At 60.2% G+C, this 18,764-nt stretch carries 22 protein-coding genes; 12 read left to right on the forward strand and 10 right to left on the reverse strand.

Features of this window, described 5'->3' with window-relative positions; translation table 11 throughout:
- Positions 1 to 82: 82 nt before the first annotated feature.
- Positions 83 to 829 carry a LytTR family DNA-binding domain-containing protein gene (locus tag EQV97_RS11030; protein ID WP_045059682.1) on the reverse strand — a complete coding sequence of 249 codons (747 nt, stop codon included), beginning with the start codon at positions 827 to 829 and terminating at the stop codon, positions 83 to 85.
- Positions 830 to 1,289: 460 nt separating this feature from the next.
- Here EQV97_RS11030 and argH point away from each other — a divergent pair, with 460 nt between their 5' ends.
- Complete coding sequence (gene argH / locus EQV97_RS11035) at positions 1,290 to 2,684, forward strand: argininosuccinate lyase (protein ID WP_045059683.1); 1,395 nt, start codon at positions 1,290 to 1,292, stop codon at positions 2,682 to 2,684.
- Between the two features lie 115 nt (positions 2,685 to 2,799).
- On the opposite strand, the gene EQV97_RS11040 is transcribed toward argH, so the two are convergent.
- Complete coding sequence (locus tag EQV97_RS11040; protein WP_122841020.1) at positions 2,800 to 3,459, reverse strand: glutathione S-transferase; 660 nt, start codon at positions 3,457 to 3,459, stop codon at positions 2,800 to 2,802.
- Positions 3,460 to 3,583: 124 nt separating this feature from the next.
- Here EQV97_RS11040 and EQV97_RS11045 point away from each other — a divergent pair, with 124 nt between their 5' ends.
- The 3 genes from EQV97_RS11045 (at position 3,584) to EQV97_RS11055 (ending at position 7,396) form a co-directional block, all read left to right on the forward strand.
- Positions 3,584 to 3,868 (forward strand): hypothetical protein, encoded by a 285-nt coding sequence (locus EQV97_RS11045; protein ID WP_045059685.1) that lies wholly within the window; start codon positions 3,584 to 3,586, stop codon positions 3,866 to 3,868.
- Between the two features lie 241 nt (positions 3,869 to 4,109).
- The gene (locus EQV97_RS11050) at positions 4,110 to 4,355 is read left to right on the forward strand and encodes a TIGR02647 family protein (protein WP_122841019.1); all 246 of its coding nucleotides are present in this window, start codon (positions 4,110 to 4,112) and stop codon (positions 4,353 to 4,355) included.
- A gap of 194 nt (positions 4,356 to 4,549) precedes the next feature.
- A complete protein-coding gene (locus EQV97_RS11055; protein WP_240888934.1) occupies positions 4,550 to 7,396 on the forward strand; it encodes a class I adenylate cyclase in 2,847 nt (948 codons plus the stop codon).
- A gap of 6 nt (positions 7,397 to 7,402) precedes the next feature.
- Here EQV97_RS11055 and rnk read toward each other — a convergent pair whose 3' ends face one another.
- The 3 genes from rnk to cyaY all read right to left on the reverse strand — a co-directional run bounded on the left by rnk (position 7,403) and on the right by cyaY (position 8,629).
- The gene (gene rnk, locus EQV97_RS11060) at positions 7,403 to 7,813 is read right to left on the reverse strand and encodes a nucleoside diphosphate kinase regulator (RefSeq protein ID WP_240888935.1); all 411 of its coding nucleotides are present in this window, start codon (positions 7,811 to 7,813) and stop codon (positions 7,403 to 7,405) included.
- Between the two features lie 252 nt (positions 7,814 to 8,065).
- The gene (locus EQV97_RS11065; protein ID WP_240888936.1) at positions 8,066 to 8,293 is read right to left on the reverse strand and encodes a DUF1289 domain-containing protein; all 228 of its coding nucleotides are present in this window, start codon (positions 8,291 to 8,293) and stop codon (positions 8,066 to 8,068) included.
- Positions 8,294 to 8,296: 3 nt separating this feature from the next.
- Positions 8,297 to 8,629: an iron donor protein CyaY gene (gene cyaY / locus EQV97_RS11070; protein ID WP_045059690.1), complete on the reverse strand. Its 333-nt coding sequence runs from the start codon at positions 8,627 to 8,629 to the stop codon at positions 8,297 to 8,299.
- 329 nt (positions 8,630 to 8,958) lie between these two features.
- Between cyaY and EQV97_RS11075 the strand changes: the two genes are divergently transcribed.
- Genes EQV97_RS11075 through EQV97_RS11100 form a run of 6 tightly spaced genes read left to right on the forward strand, consistent with a single transcriptional unit; the run spans position 8,959 to position 13,572 of the window.
- Positions 8,959 to 9,135, forward strand: coding sequence for a lipoprotein (locus tag EQV97_RS11075; RefSeq protein WP_045059691.1), 177 nt, complete (start codon positions 8,959 to 8,961; stop codon positions 9,133 to 9,135).
- Between the two features lie 9 nt (positions 9,136 to 9,144).
- Positions 9,145 to 10,392, forward strand: a complete 1,248-nt coding sequence (gene lysA / locus EQV97_RS11080; protein ID WP_122841017.1) for a diaminopimelate decarboxylase — start codon at positions 9,145 to 9,147, stop codon at positions 10,390 to 10,392.
- Between the two features lie 4 nt (positions 10,393 to 10,396).
- Entirely contained in the window at positions 10,397 to 11,227 is an 831-nt protein-coding gene (gene dapF, locus EQV97_RS11085; RefSeq protein ID WP_240888937.1) for a diaminopimelate epimerase, read from the forward strand.
- Between the two features lie 13 nt (positions 11,228 to 11,240).
- Positions 11,241 to 11,966 (forward strand): DUF484 family protein, encoded by a 726-nt coding sequence (locus EQV97_RS11090; protein ID WP_122841015.1) that lies wholly within the window; start codon positions 11,241 to 11,243, stop codon positions 11,964 to 11,966.
- A gap of 2 nt (positions 11,967 to 11,968) precedes the next feature.
- Positions 11,969 to 12,868 carry a tyrosine recombinase XerC gene (gene xerC / locus EQV97_RS11095; protein WP_045059695.1) on the forward strand — a complete coding sequence of 300 codons (900 nt, stop codon included), beginning with the start codon at positions 11,969 to 11,971 and terminating at the stop codon, positions 12,866 to 12,868.
- Positions 12,865 to 13,572: an HAD-IA family hydrolase gene (locus tag EQV97_RS11100; protein ID WP_122841014.1), complete on the forward strand. Its 708-nt coding sequence runs from the start codon at positions 12,865 to 12,867 to the stop codon at positions 13,570 to 13,572. The genes xerC and EQV97_RS11100 overlap by 4 nt, the downstream gene beginning before the upstream one ends.
- Positions 13,573 to 13,647: 75 nt before the next feature.
- On the opposite strand, the gene sutA is transcribed toward EQV97_RS11100, so the two are convergent.
- The 4 genes from sutA to glnK all read right to left on the reverse strand — a co-directional run bounded on the left by sutA (position 13,648) and on the right by glnK (position 16,427).
- Entirely contained in the window at positions 13,648 to 13,971 is a 324-nt protein-coding gene (gene sutA, locus EQV97_RS11105) for a transcriptional regulator SutA (protein WP_045059697.1), read from the reverse strand.
- A 102-nt stretch (positions 13,972 to 14,073) separates the two neighbouring features.
- Positions 14,074 to 14,499 carry a secondary thiamine-phosphate synthase enzyme YjbQ gene (locus EQV97_RS11110; protein WP_225568883.1) on the reverse strand — a complete coding sequence of 142 codons (426 nt, stop codon included), beginning with the start codon at positions 14,497 to 14,499 and terminating at the stop codon, positions 14,074 to 14,076.
- Between the two features lie 214 nt (positions 14,500 to 14,713).
- Positions 14,714 to 16,051, reverse strand: a complete 1,338-nt coding sequence (locus tag EQV97_RS11115; protein WP_122841012.1) for an ammonium transporter — start codon at positions 16,049 to 16,051, stop codon at positions 14,714 to 14,716.
- 37 nt (positions 16,052 to 16,088) lie between these two features.
- On the reverse strand, positions 16,089 to 16,427 hold the full coding sequence (glnK, locus tag EQV97_RS11120; RefSeq protein WP_002555808.1) for a P-II family nitrogen regulator: 339 nt from the start codon (positions 16,425 to 16,427) through the stop codon (positions 16,089 to 16,091).
- 417 nt (positions 16,428 to 16,844) lie between these two features.
- Between glnK and EQV97_RS11125 the strand changes: the two genes are divergently transcribed.
- Together EQV97_RS11125 and EQV97_RS11130 are read left to right on the forward strand one after the other, a co-directional pair.
- The gene (locus EQV97_RS11125) at positions 16,845 to 17,105 is read left to right on the forward strand and encodes an accessory factor UbiK family protein (protein ID WP_122841011.1); all 261 of its coding nucleotides are present in this window, start codon (positions 16,845 to 16,847) and stop codon (positions 17,103 to 17,105) included.
- A 712-nt stretch (positions 17,106 to 17,817) separates the two neighbouring features.
- The gene (locus EQV97_RS11130; RefSeq protein ID WP_122841009.1) at positions 17,818 to 18,339 is read left to right on the forward strand and encodes a Bro-N domain-containing protein; all 522 of its coding nucleotides are present in this window, start codon (positions 17,818 to 17,820) and stop codon (positions 18,337 to 18,339) included.
- Between the two features lie 4 nt (positions 18,340 to 18,343).
- Here the strand turns inward: EQV97_RS11130 and EQV97_RS11135 are convergent, their stop codons facing one another.
- Positions 18,344 to 18,607, reverse strand: a complete 264-nt coding sequence (locus EQV97_RS11135) for an addiction module antidote protein, HigA family (RefSeq protein WP_122841008.1) — start codon at positions 18,605 to 18,607, stop codon at positions 18,344 to 18,346.
- Positions 18,608 to 18,764 lie beyond the last annotated feature (157 nt).

An 18,764-nucleotide genomic window follows, 5' to 3' on the forward strand; every position in this document is an offset into this window, starting at 1 on the left:
TTGACTTGTATCAGAAACGTAGTGGCCTCCCTGGCCTCGGATGTCCTGCAAGCCGCTGGACAAAACGCCTGTGAACCGCGAGTTAAAGCTGCTGCATCATTTTTCGCACGCCCGCCACATGGCGGCGACTGACGATCAGCGCATCACCATTCAAGCCCTTGAGGTACAGCTGGAAATGCCCAAGAGGCGTACGTTGCAGGCGTTCAATTCGCTCGCGAGCCACCAGCGCATTGCGATGGATACGCACGAACCGGTCGCCGAATTCATCCTCAAGCGCCTTGAGAGGCTCGTCGAGCAGCACTTCGCCGCCTTCGTGGCGCAACGTCACATATTTGTGGTCGGCGATAAAATAGACCACCTGGCCCAGCGGGATCAGCTCGATGCCCTTACGGGTTCGGGCGCTGATATGACTTCGCGGGCCGCTGCCAGTCTCGGCGGCAGGACGGGTGAGTGCAGCGAGCTGGACGCGATTGGGGCGCTCGGCTTTTTTTAACGCTTCTTGCAAGTGTTCGGTGCGCACAGGTTTCACCAGATAGCCTACGGCGCTGGCCTGTAAGGCTTCCACGGCAAATTCATCGGGCCCTGTGCAAAACACCACGGCGGGCGGGGTTTCGCGTTCGCACAATCTTGCAGCCACTTGCAGGCCATCAAGGCCTGGCATGCCGATATCGAGCAACACGATATCCGGCTTGTGGCTGTCGATCAGTGCCAACGCCTCTTCGCCGTTCGTGGCGCTAGGCTCCAGGACGCTGTATCCCTCGAGTTCGCCAACCATTCGGCTCAGGCGCTCGCGGGCCAAGGGTTCGTCATCAACGATCAGGACATTCATATTGCGCTGGATTCCTGCGTGAGTCTCGCACAAGGATAGCGTAGACAGGTGAAGTGACGTCCGTCACCGCGATCCACGCTAAGACTAGCGCGAGGGCCAAAAAGTGCCGCTGGAACGACGGCTAAATTTTCATCATCCGGGCAATTATCGGCCCAGGCCCGCGTTGGCGAGGCATCGCCGTAGGGTTTGCTGATACACAATATGCACACCCCCTCTTTTTATAGCCAGTTGCAGCGCCCGGAAGTGCGCTGATCCCTCTGTCCAACTGTAGACGGTTGCCGGCGCGATATTGCTCAATCGAAAAATATCGTTGTGCGAATTATTGAAAGTCGGACCGGCCCCGGCTCGGCAGCCTCTGAAATCATTCCTGTCGACCAGTGTCAGCGACAGGCTTGGCAACCCTGTTATTATCCGCCACAGCTTCCAACGTCACTTTATTTCACCCGATACGAGCGAATTCATGAGCACTGACAAGACCAATCAGTCCTGGGGCGGCCGCTTCAGTGAACCCGTCGACGCCTTCGTCGCCCGCTTCACCGCCTCCGTCACCTTCGACCAGCGCCTGTATCGCCACGACATCATGGGCTCGATCGCCCACGCCACCATGCTGGCCAAGGTCGGCGTACTGACCGACGCCGAACGCGACAGCATCATCGATGGCCTGAACACCATCCAGGGTGAAATCGAGGCCGGACAATTCGACTGGCGCATTGACCTCGAAGACGTGCACATGAACATCGAGGCGCGCCTGACCGATCGCATCGGCGTGACCGGAAAAAAACTGCACACCGGGCGCAGCCGTAACGACCAGGTCGCAACCGACATCCGCTTGTGGCTGCGTGACGAGATCGACCTGATCCTCGCCGAAATCACCCGCCTGCAACAAGGGCTGCTGGAGCAGGCCGAGCGCGAAGCCGACAGCATCATGCCGGGCTTCACCCACCTGCAAACCGCGCAGCCGGTGACTTTCGGGCACCACATGCTGGCCTGGTTCGAAATGCTCAGCCGTGACTACGAGCGCCTGGTCGACTGCCGCAAGCGCACCAACCGCATGCCCTTGGGCAGCGCCGCGCTGGCCGGCACCACCTACCCGATCGACCGCGAGTACACCGCCCAGCTGCTGAATTTCGACGCTGTCGGCGGTAATTCGCTGGACAACGTTTCCGATCGTGACTTCGCCATCGAATTCTGTTCGGCCGCCAGTATCGCGATGATGCACCTGTCGCGCTTTTCCGAAGAACTGGTGCTTTGGACCAGCGCGCAGTTCCAGTTCATCGACCTGCCGGACCGCTTCTGCACCGGCAGCTCGATCATGCCGCAAAAGAAGAACCCGGACGTGCCCGAACTGGTTCGCGGCAAGACCGGCCGCGTATTCGGCGCATTGATGGGCCTGCTGACCCTGATGAAAGGCCAACCCCTGGCCTACAACAAGGACAACCAGGAAGACAAGGAACCGCTATTCGACGCCGCCGACACCTTGCGCGACTCGCTGCGGGCGTTCGCCGACATGATCCCGGCGATCAAACCCAAGCACGCCATGATGCGCGAAGCGGCCCTGCGCGGGTTTTCCACTGCGACTGACCTGGCCGACTACCTGGTCCGTCGTGGCCTGCCATTCCGTGACTGCCACGAAATTGTTGGCCATGCCGTGAAATACGGCGTTGAAAGTGGCAAGGACCTGGCGGAAATGAGCCTGGAAGAGCTGCGCAAGTTCAGCGACCAGATCGACCAGGACGTGTTCGCGGTGCTGACCCTTGAAGGCTCGGTGAATGCCCGTGACCATATCGGCGGGACTGCACCAGCGCAGGTGAAAAAGGCTGTGGTTCGCGGCCAGGCACTGCTCGCCAGCCGCTAGAAACATCGCGGGCAAGCTCCCACAGGTTTCTCTGGTGGCCACAGATCGTTGGCCAACAGGGATCCTTGTGGGAGCGGGCTCGCCCGCGATGACTGACTTCAAAGGGCTACAAAACCTACCTCTTGGACGCGACCATCGCCATAAACGCCGGCATGGCCGCTTCCTTGTCCTTTGCAATCCGCTGCACATGCGGATTCTGCTCCAGCCGCTCCAGCAGAAGCCTGGCCGCCGGCAGCTCCGCCAGCAAATCCAGGTCGAATAGCTTCTTCGCCACTGCGCACGCCAGCGGCACGCTGTACAGGAAATACAGATCCGCCACGCTCAGGCTGTCACCCGCTACGTAAGGAGCGAACCTGGCGTGCCTGCCCAGCGAGGCAAACCCCAGCAGCAACTCCGCCTTGGTCTTTTCCTTGATCGCATCCGCTACCGGCATGCCGAAAAATGCTTCGGGATAGCACGCGCGGCCTGGCAATTCGATATACAACTCGATTTCCTTGGCCAGCGCCAACACCTGGGCCCGCTCGAAGGGATCGCTCGGCAGCAGTGGCTTGCCCGCCTGGCTCTGCTCTATGTACTCGAGGATTACCGCGGTTTCATTGACGAACCCCTGCTCGACGCCCAGCACCGGCACTTTGCCGCGCGGGCTGATCGCCAGGGCTTCGGCACTGGTGCCGGCATAAAACGGTACTTCCTCAAACGGCAGACCCTTTTCCAGCAGTGCCAGTTTGACCATGTTGTAATAGTTGCTGACAGAAAATCCGTAAAGCTTGAGCATCACAAAGCCTCCAGGCCGTGCAGGGGTTGGCAGCGCCAGTTATAGAACGCCCCTGCAGTTCTTGCCAGCAGCATCACAGCGCTGAATGCAGGTAAACTGGCCGTCTTAACTTGAGGAGCCTGCCATGAGCGAGCCAACAGATATCGAGATCGACGAAGAAGAATTCGCCGAGAACACTCTGGTCGAAGCGATCGAAAACCAGATTGAAAGCGACAACCCGCCTGCGGCCAAGGCCACCTTCAACAAGCTGACACTGGTGGGTTACGAGCGCGAAGAAATTCTTAACCTGATGGCCCACGTGCTGGCAGTAGAAATTGACGCAATCCTCGAAGAAGACCGCGCGTTCAACACCGAATGGTACGAAACGGCCCTGCGCGCCCTGCCCGAGCTGCCACCAGAAAAGAAATAACCCAATCCACTGTAGGAGCGAGCTCGCTCGCGAAAAACTCAAGAGCGCCGCTGAGCATCTGGCTAACCGCGTTTTCGTTCACGATCTTCGCGAACACGCTCGCTCCTACAGAAAAGCATCCGCAATATCACTATTGCCTCTCCCGCAGCAAAAAAACCCCACTGCAAGCACTGGACATGCCGCACAACTCGGCTCACCTTAGGGGCGCTATCGTCCAATTCCTAGAAAGTCTGGAGTCCTTATGTCGCTTACCCCTGAGTTGGTTGCCGAACTGGAAATCCTCGCACTCTTCAACCTGGACAGTTCCCAGGAAGGTTTGAAAATTCATCAGACCGCTGCCCCAAAAGCCATTGCCGCTGCCAAGCGCCTGTACGACAAAGAGCTGATCGATCAGCCTGACGGCGGTTATCTGACCAGCCTCGGACGTGACGCCGCACAAAATATCCAAATACTACTGACCATCCTGAACGTCGAAGAAACAGCCTGAATGTGACTGTATCGCCCACGGAAACCCCTGTTACGGGATTTCCGCGGGCACCCTCTGTCATACGTCGGCGCGGCACGATAAAAATCTGACGCCAGAAAACCTAAATCAGCTTAAATGTCCCGGGACCGAGGCGCTAAACTGCGCTTATCCCGAGATCTCCTGCGCCCGTGCCTACCGAGCCGGTTTGAGCTGACATGACCCGCAACCATGAAATCCGCCCCGACCTGGACGATGGCATTGACCGCAAGGTTCTCAGCCAGCTGCGCGCACGTTTTCTAACGCTCAACGAAGGCCGTATCGCCCGTGCGCTCGAAGGCCTGTCGAGCCGTCAGCAGGCTGTGCTGACGCTGCTGCCACTGTTCTTTCACGTCAATCATCCGCTGCTGCCCGGCTACGTCTCGGGCAATACACCGGCCGGGCTGTCGAATTACGAGCCGGACGCCACCACCCTCGCCGATGCCCAGCGCCTGACCCGATCGTTTTCCTACAAGCCGCGCCACGGCAGCAACCCGCCACGCCCCATCCATGGCCTGTTCCTGATGGGCAGTCTCGGCACCCTGGCCCAGGCGGACCAGAGCGATATGGATGTCTGGGTGTGCCACGCAACGGATCTGGGCGAGAACGAACTCGCCGAGCTGCGCAAGAAGTGTCAGTTGCTGGAAACCTGGGCCGCGAGCCAGGGGGCCGAGGCGCACTTTTTCCTGATCGACGCGGCGCGCTTTGTTCGCGGCGAGCGGGATAACCAGCTCAGCTCGCAAGACTGCGGCACCACTCAGCACTACCTGTTGCTGGACGAGTTCTATCGCACCGCCATCTGGCTGGCCGGCCGCACCCCCATCTGGTGGCTGGTGCCGGTGTACGAAGAGGTGAACTACGAACGGTATACCCACGCGCTGATCTCCAAGCGCTTCATCCGCGCCGACGAGACTCTGGACCTGGGTCATATGGCGTACATCCCGCCTGGCGAATTCATCGGCGCAGGCCTGTGGCAGTTGTTCAAGGGCATCGACTCGCCCTACAAATCAGTGCTCAAGCTGCTATTGATCGAGGTTTACGCCAGCGAACATCCCAGGGTCAATTGCCTCAGCCTGCGCTTCAAACAAGCGGTGTTCGCCAACCAGCTCGACCTGGACGAGCTCGACCCCTACGTCGTGGTCTATCGGCGCATCGAGGAATACCTGAAGGCCCGAGGGGAATCGGAGCGCCTGGAGCTGGTGCGTCGCGCGCTGTACCTGAAGGTCGCCCGCAAGCTGACCGCCAGCAACAATCGCACCCGCAGCTGGCAACGTTCTCTGCTCGAACGCCTGGCCCATGAGTGGAACTGGGACGACCGGCACCTGGCCCTGCTCGACAGCCGCAGCCAGTGGAAAGTGCGCCAGGTCGGCACTGAACGCCGCGCCCTGGTCAGCGAACTCAACTACAGCTATCGCTTCCTGACCCGCTTCGCCCGTGATGAACAAACCGCCAGCCTGATTAACAAACGCGACCTTAATGTGCTGGGGCGCCGGCTGTATGCAGCCTTCGAGCGCAAGTCGAACAAGGTCGAATTCATCAATCCGGGGATTGCTCCGGACCTGGCCGAAGACACGTTGACGCTGGTGTTCGCACCGGGCAAGAAGGAAACGGGGCAATCCCAATGGGGCCTGTACAACGGCAGCCTGGCGGCGCACGAGTGGGAGCATTTCGCGCCGATCAAGCGCAGCCGCCATTTGCTGGAATTGCTCACCTGGTGCCATCGCAACGGCGTGATCGACAACAGCACGCGCCTGGCGCTGCACCCGGGCGCCAGCGACCTCAGCGAATTCGAGCTGTTCAACCTGCTCGGCAGCCTGCAACAGAGCATCGCCCTGCCCCTGACCGCCGTCGCCGAAGAACCGCTGCTGCGCGCCGCCGTACCGAGCGAAGTGTTACTCCTGATTAACGTGGGAGTGGATCCGCTCAAGCATCATCGCGACCTCAATATCCTGATGACCACCGAACGCACCGACTCCCTCAGCTACGCCGGGGTGCGGGAGAACCTGGTGCTGACCCTGGATCAGGTAACGCTCAACAGCTGGAACGAAGTGCTGGTCAACCGTTTCGACGGTCCCCACGCTTTGCTCGACTGCCTGTGCGACTACCTCAACCATTTGCCGGAAGGCCGGCAGCAACCCCGGTTGCGCGTGCGCTGCTTCTGTCACAACCGCGCGCAGTTCATCGCCCAGCGGGTCGAAGAGATCATCGACAGTGCGCATGACCTGCTGCTGAGCCGCCTCAATCATCGCTACCTGCTTCAGGTCCAGCAGCACTACCACGTGCTGGAGCTGGTGCCGGGACAGGTCAAACATGTTGCCTTGGCCACGCTGGCCGAACTGGTCGACTACCTTGCCAGGCAACAGACGAGCTACAGCCCGCTGCACCTGGACCCCATGGCCCTTGCCGACCATGACCTGGCGCTGATCCTGCCAATGGGCCAGCCAGCCTGCATCCAGGTGTTCTACCGGGTCCATGAAGACCAGGCAGATATCTACGTATTGGATGAGTTCAACGCCTTGTGGCAGCAGCGTCTGCCCTATCACGACGATCAAAGCCTGCTGGTGCCACTGCAGCGTTTCCTTCAGTCCATCGGGTTTCGACGCGAAGCCTTGCTGCCCATGAGTGGCGTACAGCCGTCGAGCCTCGAACTACAGTATTACCAGGTGTTACCGTCAGGCCCGGCGCGGGCTCGGCGGGTCGAAAACCGACCGGCGCCGGTGCTTGCGCCGAACCAGCCGTTCTATGACGTGCAAGCCATCGTTGGCAAAGCCGGGGCCGACAGGGTGCAGGTCACCCTGTACTGTAATCAGCGCGAGTTTTCGGAGTTGGAGCATGGTGATCATCTGTTCAGGGTGGTGGCCCGGGAAATCGTCGAGCAACGCCGGGAACCCGAACGTTATCGGTGCTACATCACCGATCTGGACCTGTCGGGCCTGGCCGGTGATGATCAGCGCTCAAGCAATGTGTACCTGGGTTACAAGGCCGACCTGGAGCGCGCCTTGAACGAGGCGCTCGAGCAGGTCTGAGGAGTCTTACTCCGGGAAATCACCGCCATTGGCAGGTTGGGATTCAACTTCCAGCAGGGTCAGCTTCAGGGTCTTGCCACCCGGTGCCGGCCAGTCGATGTGCTGACCCACCTTGAGACCCAGCAGCGCGCTGCCGACAGGTGCCAGGATGGAAATCTTGCCTTCGTCGGCGTTCGCATCCTTGGGGTAGACCAGGGTCAGGTGGTAGTCCTTGCCGCTGCTTTCCTCCCGGCAATGCACTTTGGAACTCATGGTCACGACGTCGGCAGGCACATCTTCGTGTCCGACCAGGGTATCGGCGCGATCCAGTTCGGTTTGCAGCGCGATAACGCCCGGCAGCGTGTCATCCAGGCTGTCGATCAGGCGCTCCAGACGTTGCACGTCCAGACGGGTAAGGGTGATGGAAGGTGCGGTCATGATCAGGGCAGACTCCTTTCTTCTGCACGAAAAAAGCAAAACCCCGCCACAAAAAGGCGGGGTTTTCACGAGCCTCGATGGGTTGAGGCGTACCCGGACACTATCACAGCTCAATAAATATACAAGCCAGTGGCGGCGGACGGCTTTGCCCCCCGTAGGAGCTGCCGAAGGCTGCGATCTTTTGATCTTGATTTTTAGCGATACTGAGTTCGCTGAAGAACAAAATCAAAAGATCGCGGCCTGCGGCAGCTCCTACAGGATATTGGTGGTGGCTTTGCGATTTGAGGCCTGGGCGCAGATAACCCGGCGGCGATCATCGTCGGCCGAGCGCCATTCGCGGATATCTTCGACGTGGCGAAAACACCCCAGGCAAACCTTTTGCTCGTCCAGCCGGCAGACTCCACTGCACGGCGACGGGACTGCCCCGCTGACGTTGCTGTAGAGCGGCTTGGGCGGACGAACAGATGCAGGCTCGGCCACTTTTTACAAACCTTCGAAATCGAATTCAGCACCGGCCTGCTGCTTGACGATGCGCTCGAGCATCTCGCCGAGCTGCTCTTCGCTCTTGTCGCACATCCAGCGCTCGCTCTCTTCGTCGTAGTCGAAGTGGAACCCACCGGACACCGCTGCCAGCCACAGCTGACGCAACGGCTCCTGACGGCTGAAGATCAACTGGCTGCCGTTTTCGAACTTCACGGTCAACACGCCAGCCGAACTCTCCAGATCGATGTCCAGGTCGCTGTCGTCAAAGATATCCTCCAGCGTTTGCTGGGTGGCATCGACCAGATCGTGGAAACGGGCTTCGGTCAAACTCATTACGGCAACCTCAAAAAGTGTCTACTCGCGCTCAAGCGCCGCACGATACGGGCGAGCCCCGGTGATTGCAAAGGATAACGATCAAGGGTCGATTCAGGTACATAAAACACTGTACCCGTGGGAGCGGGCTTGCCCGCGAAGGGGCCAGCCCATTCAATATCTTTGTTGACTGACACACCGCTTTCGCGAGCAAGCCCGCTCCCACAGGCATTGCGGCACCGTTCCGTGGATCGTGCACAGCCCCGCCGGACGGGAGGGCCGTCGCATAGGCAAGCTGCCGGGTGGCCGGTATACTCCGGCGCAATTAAAGCATTTTCAAGGATTTCGCCATGAAGCGCCTGATCTCTTCCCTTGCTGCGCTCGCTGCGGTTGCCTGCCTGCTGTCGGCCTGTGGGCAAAAAGGCCCGCTGTACCTGCCTGACGATTCCCAGGATCCTGTCGAGCAGGCCAAGTCGTCGCAGCAGCAGCCTGCGTCGAAAGCCCACAAGCACGACGTCTACCAATAAGGGAACCTCATGGACGCTTTTAACTACCGTGACGGTGAGCTGTTCGCGGAAGGTGTTGCCCTGTCCGCCATCGCCGAGCGTTTTGGCACGCCGACTTACGTCTACTCGCGCGCGCACATCGAAGCCCAGTACCTGGCTTACGCCGACGCGCTGGCTGGCACGCCACACCTGGTGTGTTTTGCGGTCAAGGCCAACTCCAACCTGGGTGTACTGAATGTCCTGGCGCGTCTGGGCGCCGGTTTCGACATCGTCTCCCGTGGTGAGCTGGAACGTGTGCTGGCCGCTGGCGGCAGCGCTGACAAGATCGTGTTCTCCGGAGTCGGCAAGACCCGTGACGATATGCGCCGCGCCCTGGAAGTCGGCGTGCACTGCTTCAACGTCGAATCCACCGACGAGCTGGAACGGCTGCAAGTCGTGGCAGCCGAGCTGGGCGTTCGCGCGCCGATCTCGCTGCGCGTCAACCCGGACGTCGATGCCGGCACTCATCCCTACATCTCCACAGGGCTGAAGGAAAACAAATTCGGCATCGCCATCGCCGACGCCGAAGACGTGTATGTCCGCGCCGCTCAACTGCCAAACCTGGAAGTGGTCGGCGTCGATTGCCACATCGGCTCCCAGCTGACCACCCTGCCGCCGTTCATCGACGCCCTCGATCGCCTGCTGGGCCTGGTCGACCGTCTCGGCGATTGTGGCATCTACCTGCGTCACATCGACCTCGGTGGTGGCCTGGGTGTGCGTTATCGCGATGAAGAGCCGCCATTGGCTGCCGACTACATCAAGGCCGTGCGCGAGCGTCTGGACGGCCGCGATCTGGCGCTGGTGTTCGAGCCGGGCCGCTTCATCGTGGCCAACGCCGGCGTGCTGCTGACCCAGGTCGAGTACCTCAAGCACACCGAGCACAAGGACTTCGCCATCGTCGATGCCGCCATGAATGACCTGATCCGCCCGGCGCTGTACCAGGCCTGGATGGACGTCACCGCAGTGCGCCCGCGCGACACCGCTGGCCGCGCCTACGACATCGTCGGGCCGATCTGCGAGACCGGCGACTTCCTGGCCAAGGATCGTCAGCTGGCCCTGGAAGAAGGTGACCTGCTGGCCGTACATTCGGCGGGCGCCTATGGGTTTGTCATGAGTTCCAACTACAACACTCGCGGCCGCGCCGCTGAAGTGCTGGTGGACGGTGATCAGGCATTTGAAGTGCGTCGCCGTGAAACGGTAGCCGAGTTGTTCGCTGGCGAAAGCCTGCTGCCGGAGTAAGACCATGCTGCTGCGTTTTACCAAGATGCACGGCCTGGGCAACGATTTCATGGTCCTCGACCTGGTCAGCCAGCACGCGCACATTTTGCCCAAGCACGCCAAGCAATGGGGCGACCGGCACACCGGCATCGGTTTCGACCAGTTGCTGATCGTCGAAGCCCCGAGCAACCCGGACGTGGATTTCCGCTATCGGATCTTCAACTCCGACGGCTCCGAAGTGGAACAGTGCGGCAACGGTGCGCGCTGTTTCGCCCGCTTTGTGCTCGACAAACGCCTGACCGCAAAACGGCAGATCCGCGTCGAGACCAAGAGCGGCATCATCGAACTGGATATCCGCAGCGACGGACAGATCAGCGTGAACATGGGCGCGCCGCGCCTGGTGCCGGCCGACATCCCGTTCGAAGCGCCTGAGCAGGCGCTCAGCTACCAGATCGAAGTGGACGGTACCGAGGTCGACCTGGCCGCCGTGTCCATGGGCAACCCCCATGCGGTACTGCGGGTCAACGATATCAACAATGCACCGGTGCATGAACTGGGACCGAAGATCGAACGTCACCCGCGCTTTCCGGCACGGGTAAACGTCGGCTTCCTCCAGGTCATCGACCGCAACCGCGCGCAACTGCGCGTCTGGGAACGCGGCGTCGGGGAAACCCAGGCCTGCGGTACCGGTGCCTGCGCAGCCGCAGTGGCCGCGATCAGCCAGGGGTGGATGGATTCGCCGCTATTGATCGACCTGCCCGGCGGGCGCCTGTCCATTGAATGGGCAGGCCCTGGCCAACCGGTGATGATGACCGGCCCGGCAGTTCGTGTTTACGAAGGACAAGTACGTCTTTGAGTGAGTCAATCCGATGACCGACAAGCCCCAGGTACCCGCCCTACAGCCCGACGAATCCCCTTCCGAAAGCCTTGAGGCGGCGGCAATTGCCGCGTACCTGGAGGCTCATCCGGATTTCTTCATCGAGCACGAAGAACTGCTCCCAGCCTTGCGCATTCCGCATCAGCGCGGCGACACCATCTCGCTGGTCGAACGCCAGATGACCATTCTGCGCGACCGCAACATTGAACTGCGACATCGCCTGTCGCACTTGATGGACGTGGCCAGGGACAATGATCGTCTCTTCGACAAGACCCGGCGCCTGATTCTCGCCCTGATGGATGCTGCCAGCCTCGAGGATGTGGTGATCAGCGTCGAGGACAGCCTGCGCCAGGACTTCCAGGTGCCCTTTGTCAGCCTGATCCTGCTCGGTGACAACCCGATGCCGGTCGGCCGCTGGGTAACCCATGCCGACGCCCAGGCCGCCATCGGTGGGTTGCTGTCCGAGGACAAGAGCGTCGCCGGCAGCCTGCGTGAGCACGAGCTGGATTTCCTCTTCGGCGAGGAGCAACGCAAGCAGATCGGTTCGACCGCTGTCGTCGCGATCAGCCATCAAGGCATCCACGGCGTATTGGCCATCGCCAGCCGTGATCCGCAGCACTACAAAAGCTCGGTAGGAACGCTGTTCCTCAGCTACATCGCCGAAGTCATGGGCCGCGTGCTGCCACGGGTCAACAATCCGCTGCGCTCGGTACGCTGATCGTGGAGCGACAACTGGACGCTTACTGCGAACACCTGCGCAGTGAGCGGCAGGTGTCGCCTCACACGTTGCAGGCCTATCGTCGCGACCTCGACAAAGTGCTGGGCTGGTGCGTCAAACAGAACATCGCCAGCTGGGCGGCCCTGGACATCCAGCGCCTGCGAGGCCTGATCGCCCGCCTGCACTCCCAGGGCCAATCATCCCGCAGCCTCGCGCGCCTGCTGTCGGCAGTGCGCGGGCTCTATCACTACCTGAACCGCGAAGGGCTGTGCGATCACGACCCGGCCAATGGCCTGGCACCGCCCAAGGGCGAGCGTCGCCTGCCCAAGACCCTGGACACCGATCGGGCATTGCAACTGCTCGAGGGTGGGGTGGAAGATGATTTTCTGGCACGCCGCGATCAGGCGATCCTGGAGTTGTTCTACTCCTCCGGCCTGCGGCTGTCGGAGCTGACCGGGCTCAACCTCGATCAACTGGACCTGGCCGACGGCATGGTCCAGGTGCTCGGTAAAGGCAGCAAGACCCGACTCTTGCCCGTCGGCGCGAAAGCCCGTGAAGCGCTGGAGTTGTGGCTGCCATTGCGCGCCATGGCCAACCCCGCAGATGACGCGGTGTTTGTCAGCCAACAGGGCCGGCGCCTTGGTCCACGGGCGATTCAGGTTCGGGTGAAAGCCGCCGGTGAACGCGAGTTGGGGCAGAACCTGCATCCGCACATGCTGCGGCACTCCTTCGCCAGCCACCTGCTGGAGTCTTCGCAGGACCTGCGCGCCGTGCAGGAACTACTCGGCCACTCGGACATCAAGACCACCCAGATCTATACCCACCTGGACTTCCAGCACCTGGCGACGGTCTACGACAATGCCCACCCACGGGCCAAACGCATTAAGGGCGATGATTCATGACGATCCAATTGATCACTTTCGACCTCGACGACACCCTGTGGGACACCGCCCCGGTGATTGTCAGCGCCGAAGCCGTGTTGCGCCAATGGCTCACCGAACACGCGCCGAACCTGGGCGCCGTACCGGTCGAGCACTTGTGGGCAATTCGCGAGCGCATCCTGGGCAACGAACCCGGCCTCAAGCACCGCATCAGCGCCCTGCGCCGCCGTGTCCTGTTCCATGCTCTGGAGGACGCTGGCTACACCCACGCAGAAGCCTCAGATCTGGCTGACCAGAGTTTTGAAGTGTTTCTGCATGCGCGCCATCAGCTGGAAATCTTCCCCGAAGTAGCGCCGACCCTGGAGACGCTGGCCAGGCACTACGCCCTCGGGGTCGTGACCAACGGCAATGCCGACGTTCGACGGCTGGGGCTGGCGGATTATTTCAAGTTCGCCTTGTGTGCCGAGGACATCGGCATCGCCAAGCCCGACGCGCGCCTGTTTCATGAGGCGCTTCAACGTGGAGGTGCGACGGCGCAGACCGCCGTGCACATCGGCGATCATCCGGGCGACGACATTGCCGGAGCACAACAGGCAGGACTGCGGGCCATCTGGTTCAACCCGGCGGGCAAGGTGTGGGAAGCCGAAAAGGCCCCGGACGCCGAAATCCGCAGCCTGACCGAGTTGCCGGCGTTGCTGGCGCGGTGGAGTGCGACAAAAATTTGAGGCGCGGCTTTTGATTTTCAGGCATGAAAAAGCCCGCAGCGACGGCGGGCTTTTTCAGCAAGCAAGGGCAAGCGCCTAGATAGGCCGGCTGCCGTACTTGTTGTCAGGCTTCTTGGGAGGATCGGCGACCACATTGGCCTCCACTTCCTGCACCTTGCCGCCTTTGGCCAGGAACTCTTCCATGGCTTTGGCGAGCGCATCGCGCTCTTTGTTTTTCGCTTCGACGCTCGGCAGCTCATCGACCGAAACCGCAGCCTTGGCCTTGCCTTTGGCGGTCGGAACGGGCGTTTCACCGCCGTCGTCTTCAGCGACGTCTTCCGCCGCTGCTTCCAGACCTTCTTCGGTTTCGTCGTCGTCGCCTACTTCGAGGTCGTCGTTTTCCAGATCATCGTCGCTCATGTTCTACCTCATGACTTGCGAAAAGCAGATTAGTTATAGCCCAGCTTTGCCGCCTGTCGACGGCTGCCAGAAAAAATTCAACCGCCATTGATGACCAATGGCTTATGCCCCTTCACCATGCAAGGTGGCGAGGACTTTACGAGCACCGCCATGATCACGGTGCTCGCCCAGATAAACGCCTTGCCAGGTTCCCAACGCCAGTCGGCCTGCCGAAATCGGCAAACTGAGCTGACAGCCGAGCACGCTGGCCTTGAAATGCGCCGGGAGGTCGTCCAGGCCTTCGTCGTTGTGCTCAAAGCCGTCTGTTCCTTGTGGGATCAGACGATTGAAAAATCGTTCGAAGTCGCGACGTACCGCCGGATCGGCGTTCTCGTTGATGGTCAACGACGCCGAGGTGTGCTGCAGCCACAAGTGCAACAGACCGACCCGGCATGCCCTGAGTTCAGGCAAACCGGCGAGTAACTCGTCCGTTACCAGATGAAAGCCCCGGGGCCTCGCCCGCAAGGTAATCAGAGTCTGTTGCCACATACAGTTCTCCGCACGTTCGGGGCGCATTCTAGCGCGCTCTGGGAAAAAACAAAGGCCCTAATATTCCTTCGTTGTTGTAAGCCATTGGCCGCACAAAATCGCTCGGTACAAAGGTAGCCAAAGCTCGAGGAAAAAACCTTTCAGCTTCCCTTCCAGTGACGAATCCGGGGCAAAAAAATGCCCGGCGAACCGGGCATTATTTTTTGCGCAAAACTTACAAGTTGTAGCCACGCTCGTTGTGCAGGGCCAGGTCGATACCCACCGCCTCTTCTTCCTCAGTCACTCGCAGACCCATGACGGCGTCCAGGACCTTGAGGATGATGTAGGTGATGATCGCGGTGTAGATCACTGTGAAGCCTACACCTTTGAGCTGGATCCAGACTTGTGCGCCGATATCGGTCACAGTGCCGAAACCACCCAGGGCCGGTGCGGCGAACACACCGGTGAGGATCGCGCCGAGAATACCGCCGATACCGTGCACACCAAAGGCGTCCAGGGAGTCGTCGTAGCCGAGTTTGCGTTTCAGGGTGGTAGCGCAGAAGAAGCACACCACGCCTGCAGCCAGGCCGATCACCAGGGCACCCATCGGGCCCACGGTACCAGCGGCCGGAGTGACAGCCACCAGACCGGCTACGACACCCGAGGCAATACCCAGTGCGCTAGGCTTGCCGTGGGTGACCCACTCGGCAAACATCCAGCCCAGGGCGGCGGCAGCGGTAGCGATCTGGGTAACCAGCATCGCCATGCCCGCAGTGCCGTTGGCAGCAGCCGCAGAGCCGGCGTTGAAGCCGAACCAGCCGACCCACAGCATCGCAGCGCCCATCAGGGTGTAGCCGAGGTTGTGCGGAGCCATTGGCGTGGTCGGGAAACCTTTGCGCTTGCCCAGTACCAGGCAGCAGATCAGGCCAGCCACACCGGCGTTGATGTGCACCACGGTGCCGCCCGCGAAGTCGAGCACGCCCCAGTCCCACATCAGGCCGCCGTTGCCGGACCAGACCATGTGCGCGATCGGTGCATACACCAGGGTGAACCAGATGCCCATGAAGATCAGCATGGCGGAGAATTTCATCCGCTCGGCAAAAGCACCGACGATCAACGCAGGCGTGATGATGGCGAACGTCATCTGGAAGGTGATGAACACCGCCTCAGGGAACAGCGCCGCAGGACCGGTCAGGCTCGATGGCGTGACACCGGCGAGGAACGCCTTGCCCATGCCGCCGAAGAACGAGTTGAAGTTGACGACGCCCTGCTCCATGCCGGTGGTGTCGAACGCAATGCTGTAGCCATAAATGACCCACAGGATGCTGATCAGACCGGTAATGGCGAAGCATTGCATCATCACGGAAAGAATGTTTTTGGAGCGAACCATGCCGCCGTAGAACAGCGCGAGGCCGGGAATGGTCATGAACAGCACGAGGGCTGTAGAGGTCAGCATCCAGGCGGTGTCGCCGGAATTGAGGACTGGGGCCGCCACTTCGTCTGCCGCCATAGCCAGGCTGGGCATTACGAGGGACAACAGGGCTCCTAGCCCTGCGAATTTACGCAGAGTCATATTGTTTTCTCCTGGGGCGTTGGGTTTGTGGCGGCTTTTAGATTGCGTCGGTATCGGTTTCGCCGGTACGGATGCGAATCGCCTGTTCCAGATTGACCACGAAGATCTTGCCGTCACCGATCTTGCCGGTGTTGGCTGCCTTGGTTATCGCCTCGATAACCCGATCAAGATCCTTGTCGTCAATGGCGACATCGATCTTCACCTTTGGCAGGAAATCGACCACGTATTCCGCGCCGCGATACAGCTCGGTGTGACCCTTCTGCCGACCGAAGCCTTTGACCTCAGTAACGGTAATGCCCTGCACGCCGATCTCGGACAAAGACTCGCGCACGTCGTCCAGTTTGAACGGCTTGATGATGGCAGTGACTAGCTTCATGAAAACTCTCTCCCGAATTGGTGGACTTGCCCCAGGAAAACAAACCCGACTCAAGTCTAAGCGCAGTGCCTGGCTTTGTAACGCATCGTCGGCCCTACCTGCCCGTCCGACGCCAGTTAACCGCTCCTGGCGAAACACTTCCCCGTTTCGCCCGGCGCACTGCATTCGTCACAGCGACTGCATCAGTGCATGGGTTACTAGGCTCTTAGCAGAAAGCTTGCCATCTCTTGAAAAGCGCCTGAATTCAACCCCTTGGCCGGGCGTGCAGCCGAATGGGCAAAAAACATGCGACGTATACGCACAACAACGGTGCGATGCCGTTCGTCCCCATGCGCGAAAACCGTGCATCCCCGTGCTCGGGATTGACTATAGACACTGCGTGATACACTGCTCGCCATTGTTTCCAGGACCTTTCCCATGCTCGCGCCCAAAGACTTCCTCGACGCCCTCACGGGTACCGCCTCGCGCCTTTTCAGCGGCGACACGCCATTGCCGAAAAGCGAAATCGAAAGCCAGTTCAAGGCATTGTTGCAGAGCGGCTTCAGCAAGCTGGACCTGGTGAGCCGTGAAGAATTCGATAGCCAGATGGTCGTGCTGGCACGGACCCGGGCGCGCCTGGAAAGCCTCGAAGCAAAAGTGGCCGAGATGGAAGCGAAGCTCAACCCGCCAACCGAATAAACACCGCAAATCCCTGTGGGAGCGGGCATATTCGCGAAAAGGCCCGCCTCCCCTCCCGACCCGAATCACCTCCTTGCGTAGGAGCGGCCGAAGGCTGCGATCTTTTGATCCCAGGGTTTGGCGACCTGGAAGCCAAAGGTGCACTACGATCATCGACCCCAGTCATGGCGGTTGTGCGTGGGAGACCTTCGGGTCTGCCGGGTTCCTTTTGCTCCGGTTCGCCAACCCGCGTACAACTGCCACCCATTCGTTTGGCGATGACGGCTGGCAGCCCATTGAGCAAAAAGAGCTGCCTCAATGAACTGCGATGAAGCTTATCTGCCCCCCACGTCTTCACTCGCCACAATCACCCTCTGGGCGCTCTTTTACTGGAAACCTGCCGTGGGTTCGTTTGCAGGATGTTCCGCGCATGCTGGCGACGGGGGCACGGCCACGGCCTGCGCGATTTCGGATTGCGCCATACGACACGATCTCCTAAGCTCGCTTCTGCTGAACATTCAGCACCGGGTTTGGCGACCTGGAAACCTCGACATATCGCAACCACATTCGAATAGGGAATTTTCCCGTCTCGAATTATGGCGGCTCTGCGTGGGAGACCCTCGGGTCTGCCGGATGTCGGGGATTACCGGTTCGCCAACCCGCGCATAGCTGCCACCTTTTCGTTTGGCGACGAACAGGCGGTAGTCTTCACTCGACCCCCGAGAACTACACAATGGACGAAAACTATCTAACCCCTGAAGTCTTCACGCGCCACAAACTCCATCTCCACGCCCTCCTCCTGCAAAACCAACCCTGGTTCAGCGCCCGCGACCTCGGCCGTCTACTGCGCATCTTCCTCGATGAACGCGCAGTGCGAAAACTCGACCCGGACCAGCACCAGTCCCTGCGAATACTTATTCACGGCAAGATCGAAAACACACTGCTCATTAGCGAATCTGGCGTCTACGCCCTGCTGGTGTACCACTACTGCCCGGAATACCGCAGTCTGCGCGAGTGGCTGACCCACGAAGTAGTGCCCGCGCTAAGGGATGCCCAGGAATCCGACTCAACCGAGCGCCCGATCCTGAGTCGACTGAACTGGCCAGAGATGTCGCTGAACTTGCTGCACTGGAACAACCAGCCGTGGATTCGGCTGCAGGATGTGCCGCATCTGTTGCCTGATGAAGAACCGGTGCAACACGTCGTCAACGTGCCATGGTGGAAAAAAGCCTCGCGAGCATTGCAGTCGCTATAGGCAGCTAACCACGCTCGATATCGTCGCTGAGCGCGTCGTAATGCGATTGCAGATTCAGCCAGAAATCGGGCGTGGTATCGAAGTGAACAGCCAGCTTCCTGGCCAGGTCCGGACTGACGCCTGCGCTTTGCGCGACAAGCCTTGTCAGTTCAACCTCATAACCTGAACGCTGGCCTGCAAGATCAACCCCCGCGGCATCCGATGGATCAAGAAGCTCCTGCTCTGGAGCTTCTGCGGAATAAATCGAGCGCATTCCATTACTGTCCATCTTCCCTTCTCCGGGTGGCTTGATCTGCAATGATCATAAGCAACCCCCCCCAGCAAACAAGAGCGCCCCGACGGTTCAGGCAATGCCCTTCAAACATTTCAGAACGGTCCTACAAAAACTTCGTGCTGGAGCTGATTTCGTCCCCTCGTTTTGCTCC

This window comes from Pseudomonas sp. TMW22090 (assembly GCF_022496665.1).
Classification (GTDB): domain Bacteria; phylum Pseudomonadota; class Gammaproteobacteria; order Pseudomonadales; family Pseudomonadaceae; genus Aquipseudomonas; species Aquipseudomonas gregormendelii.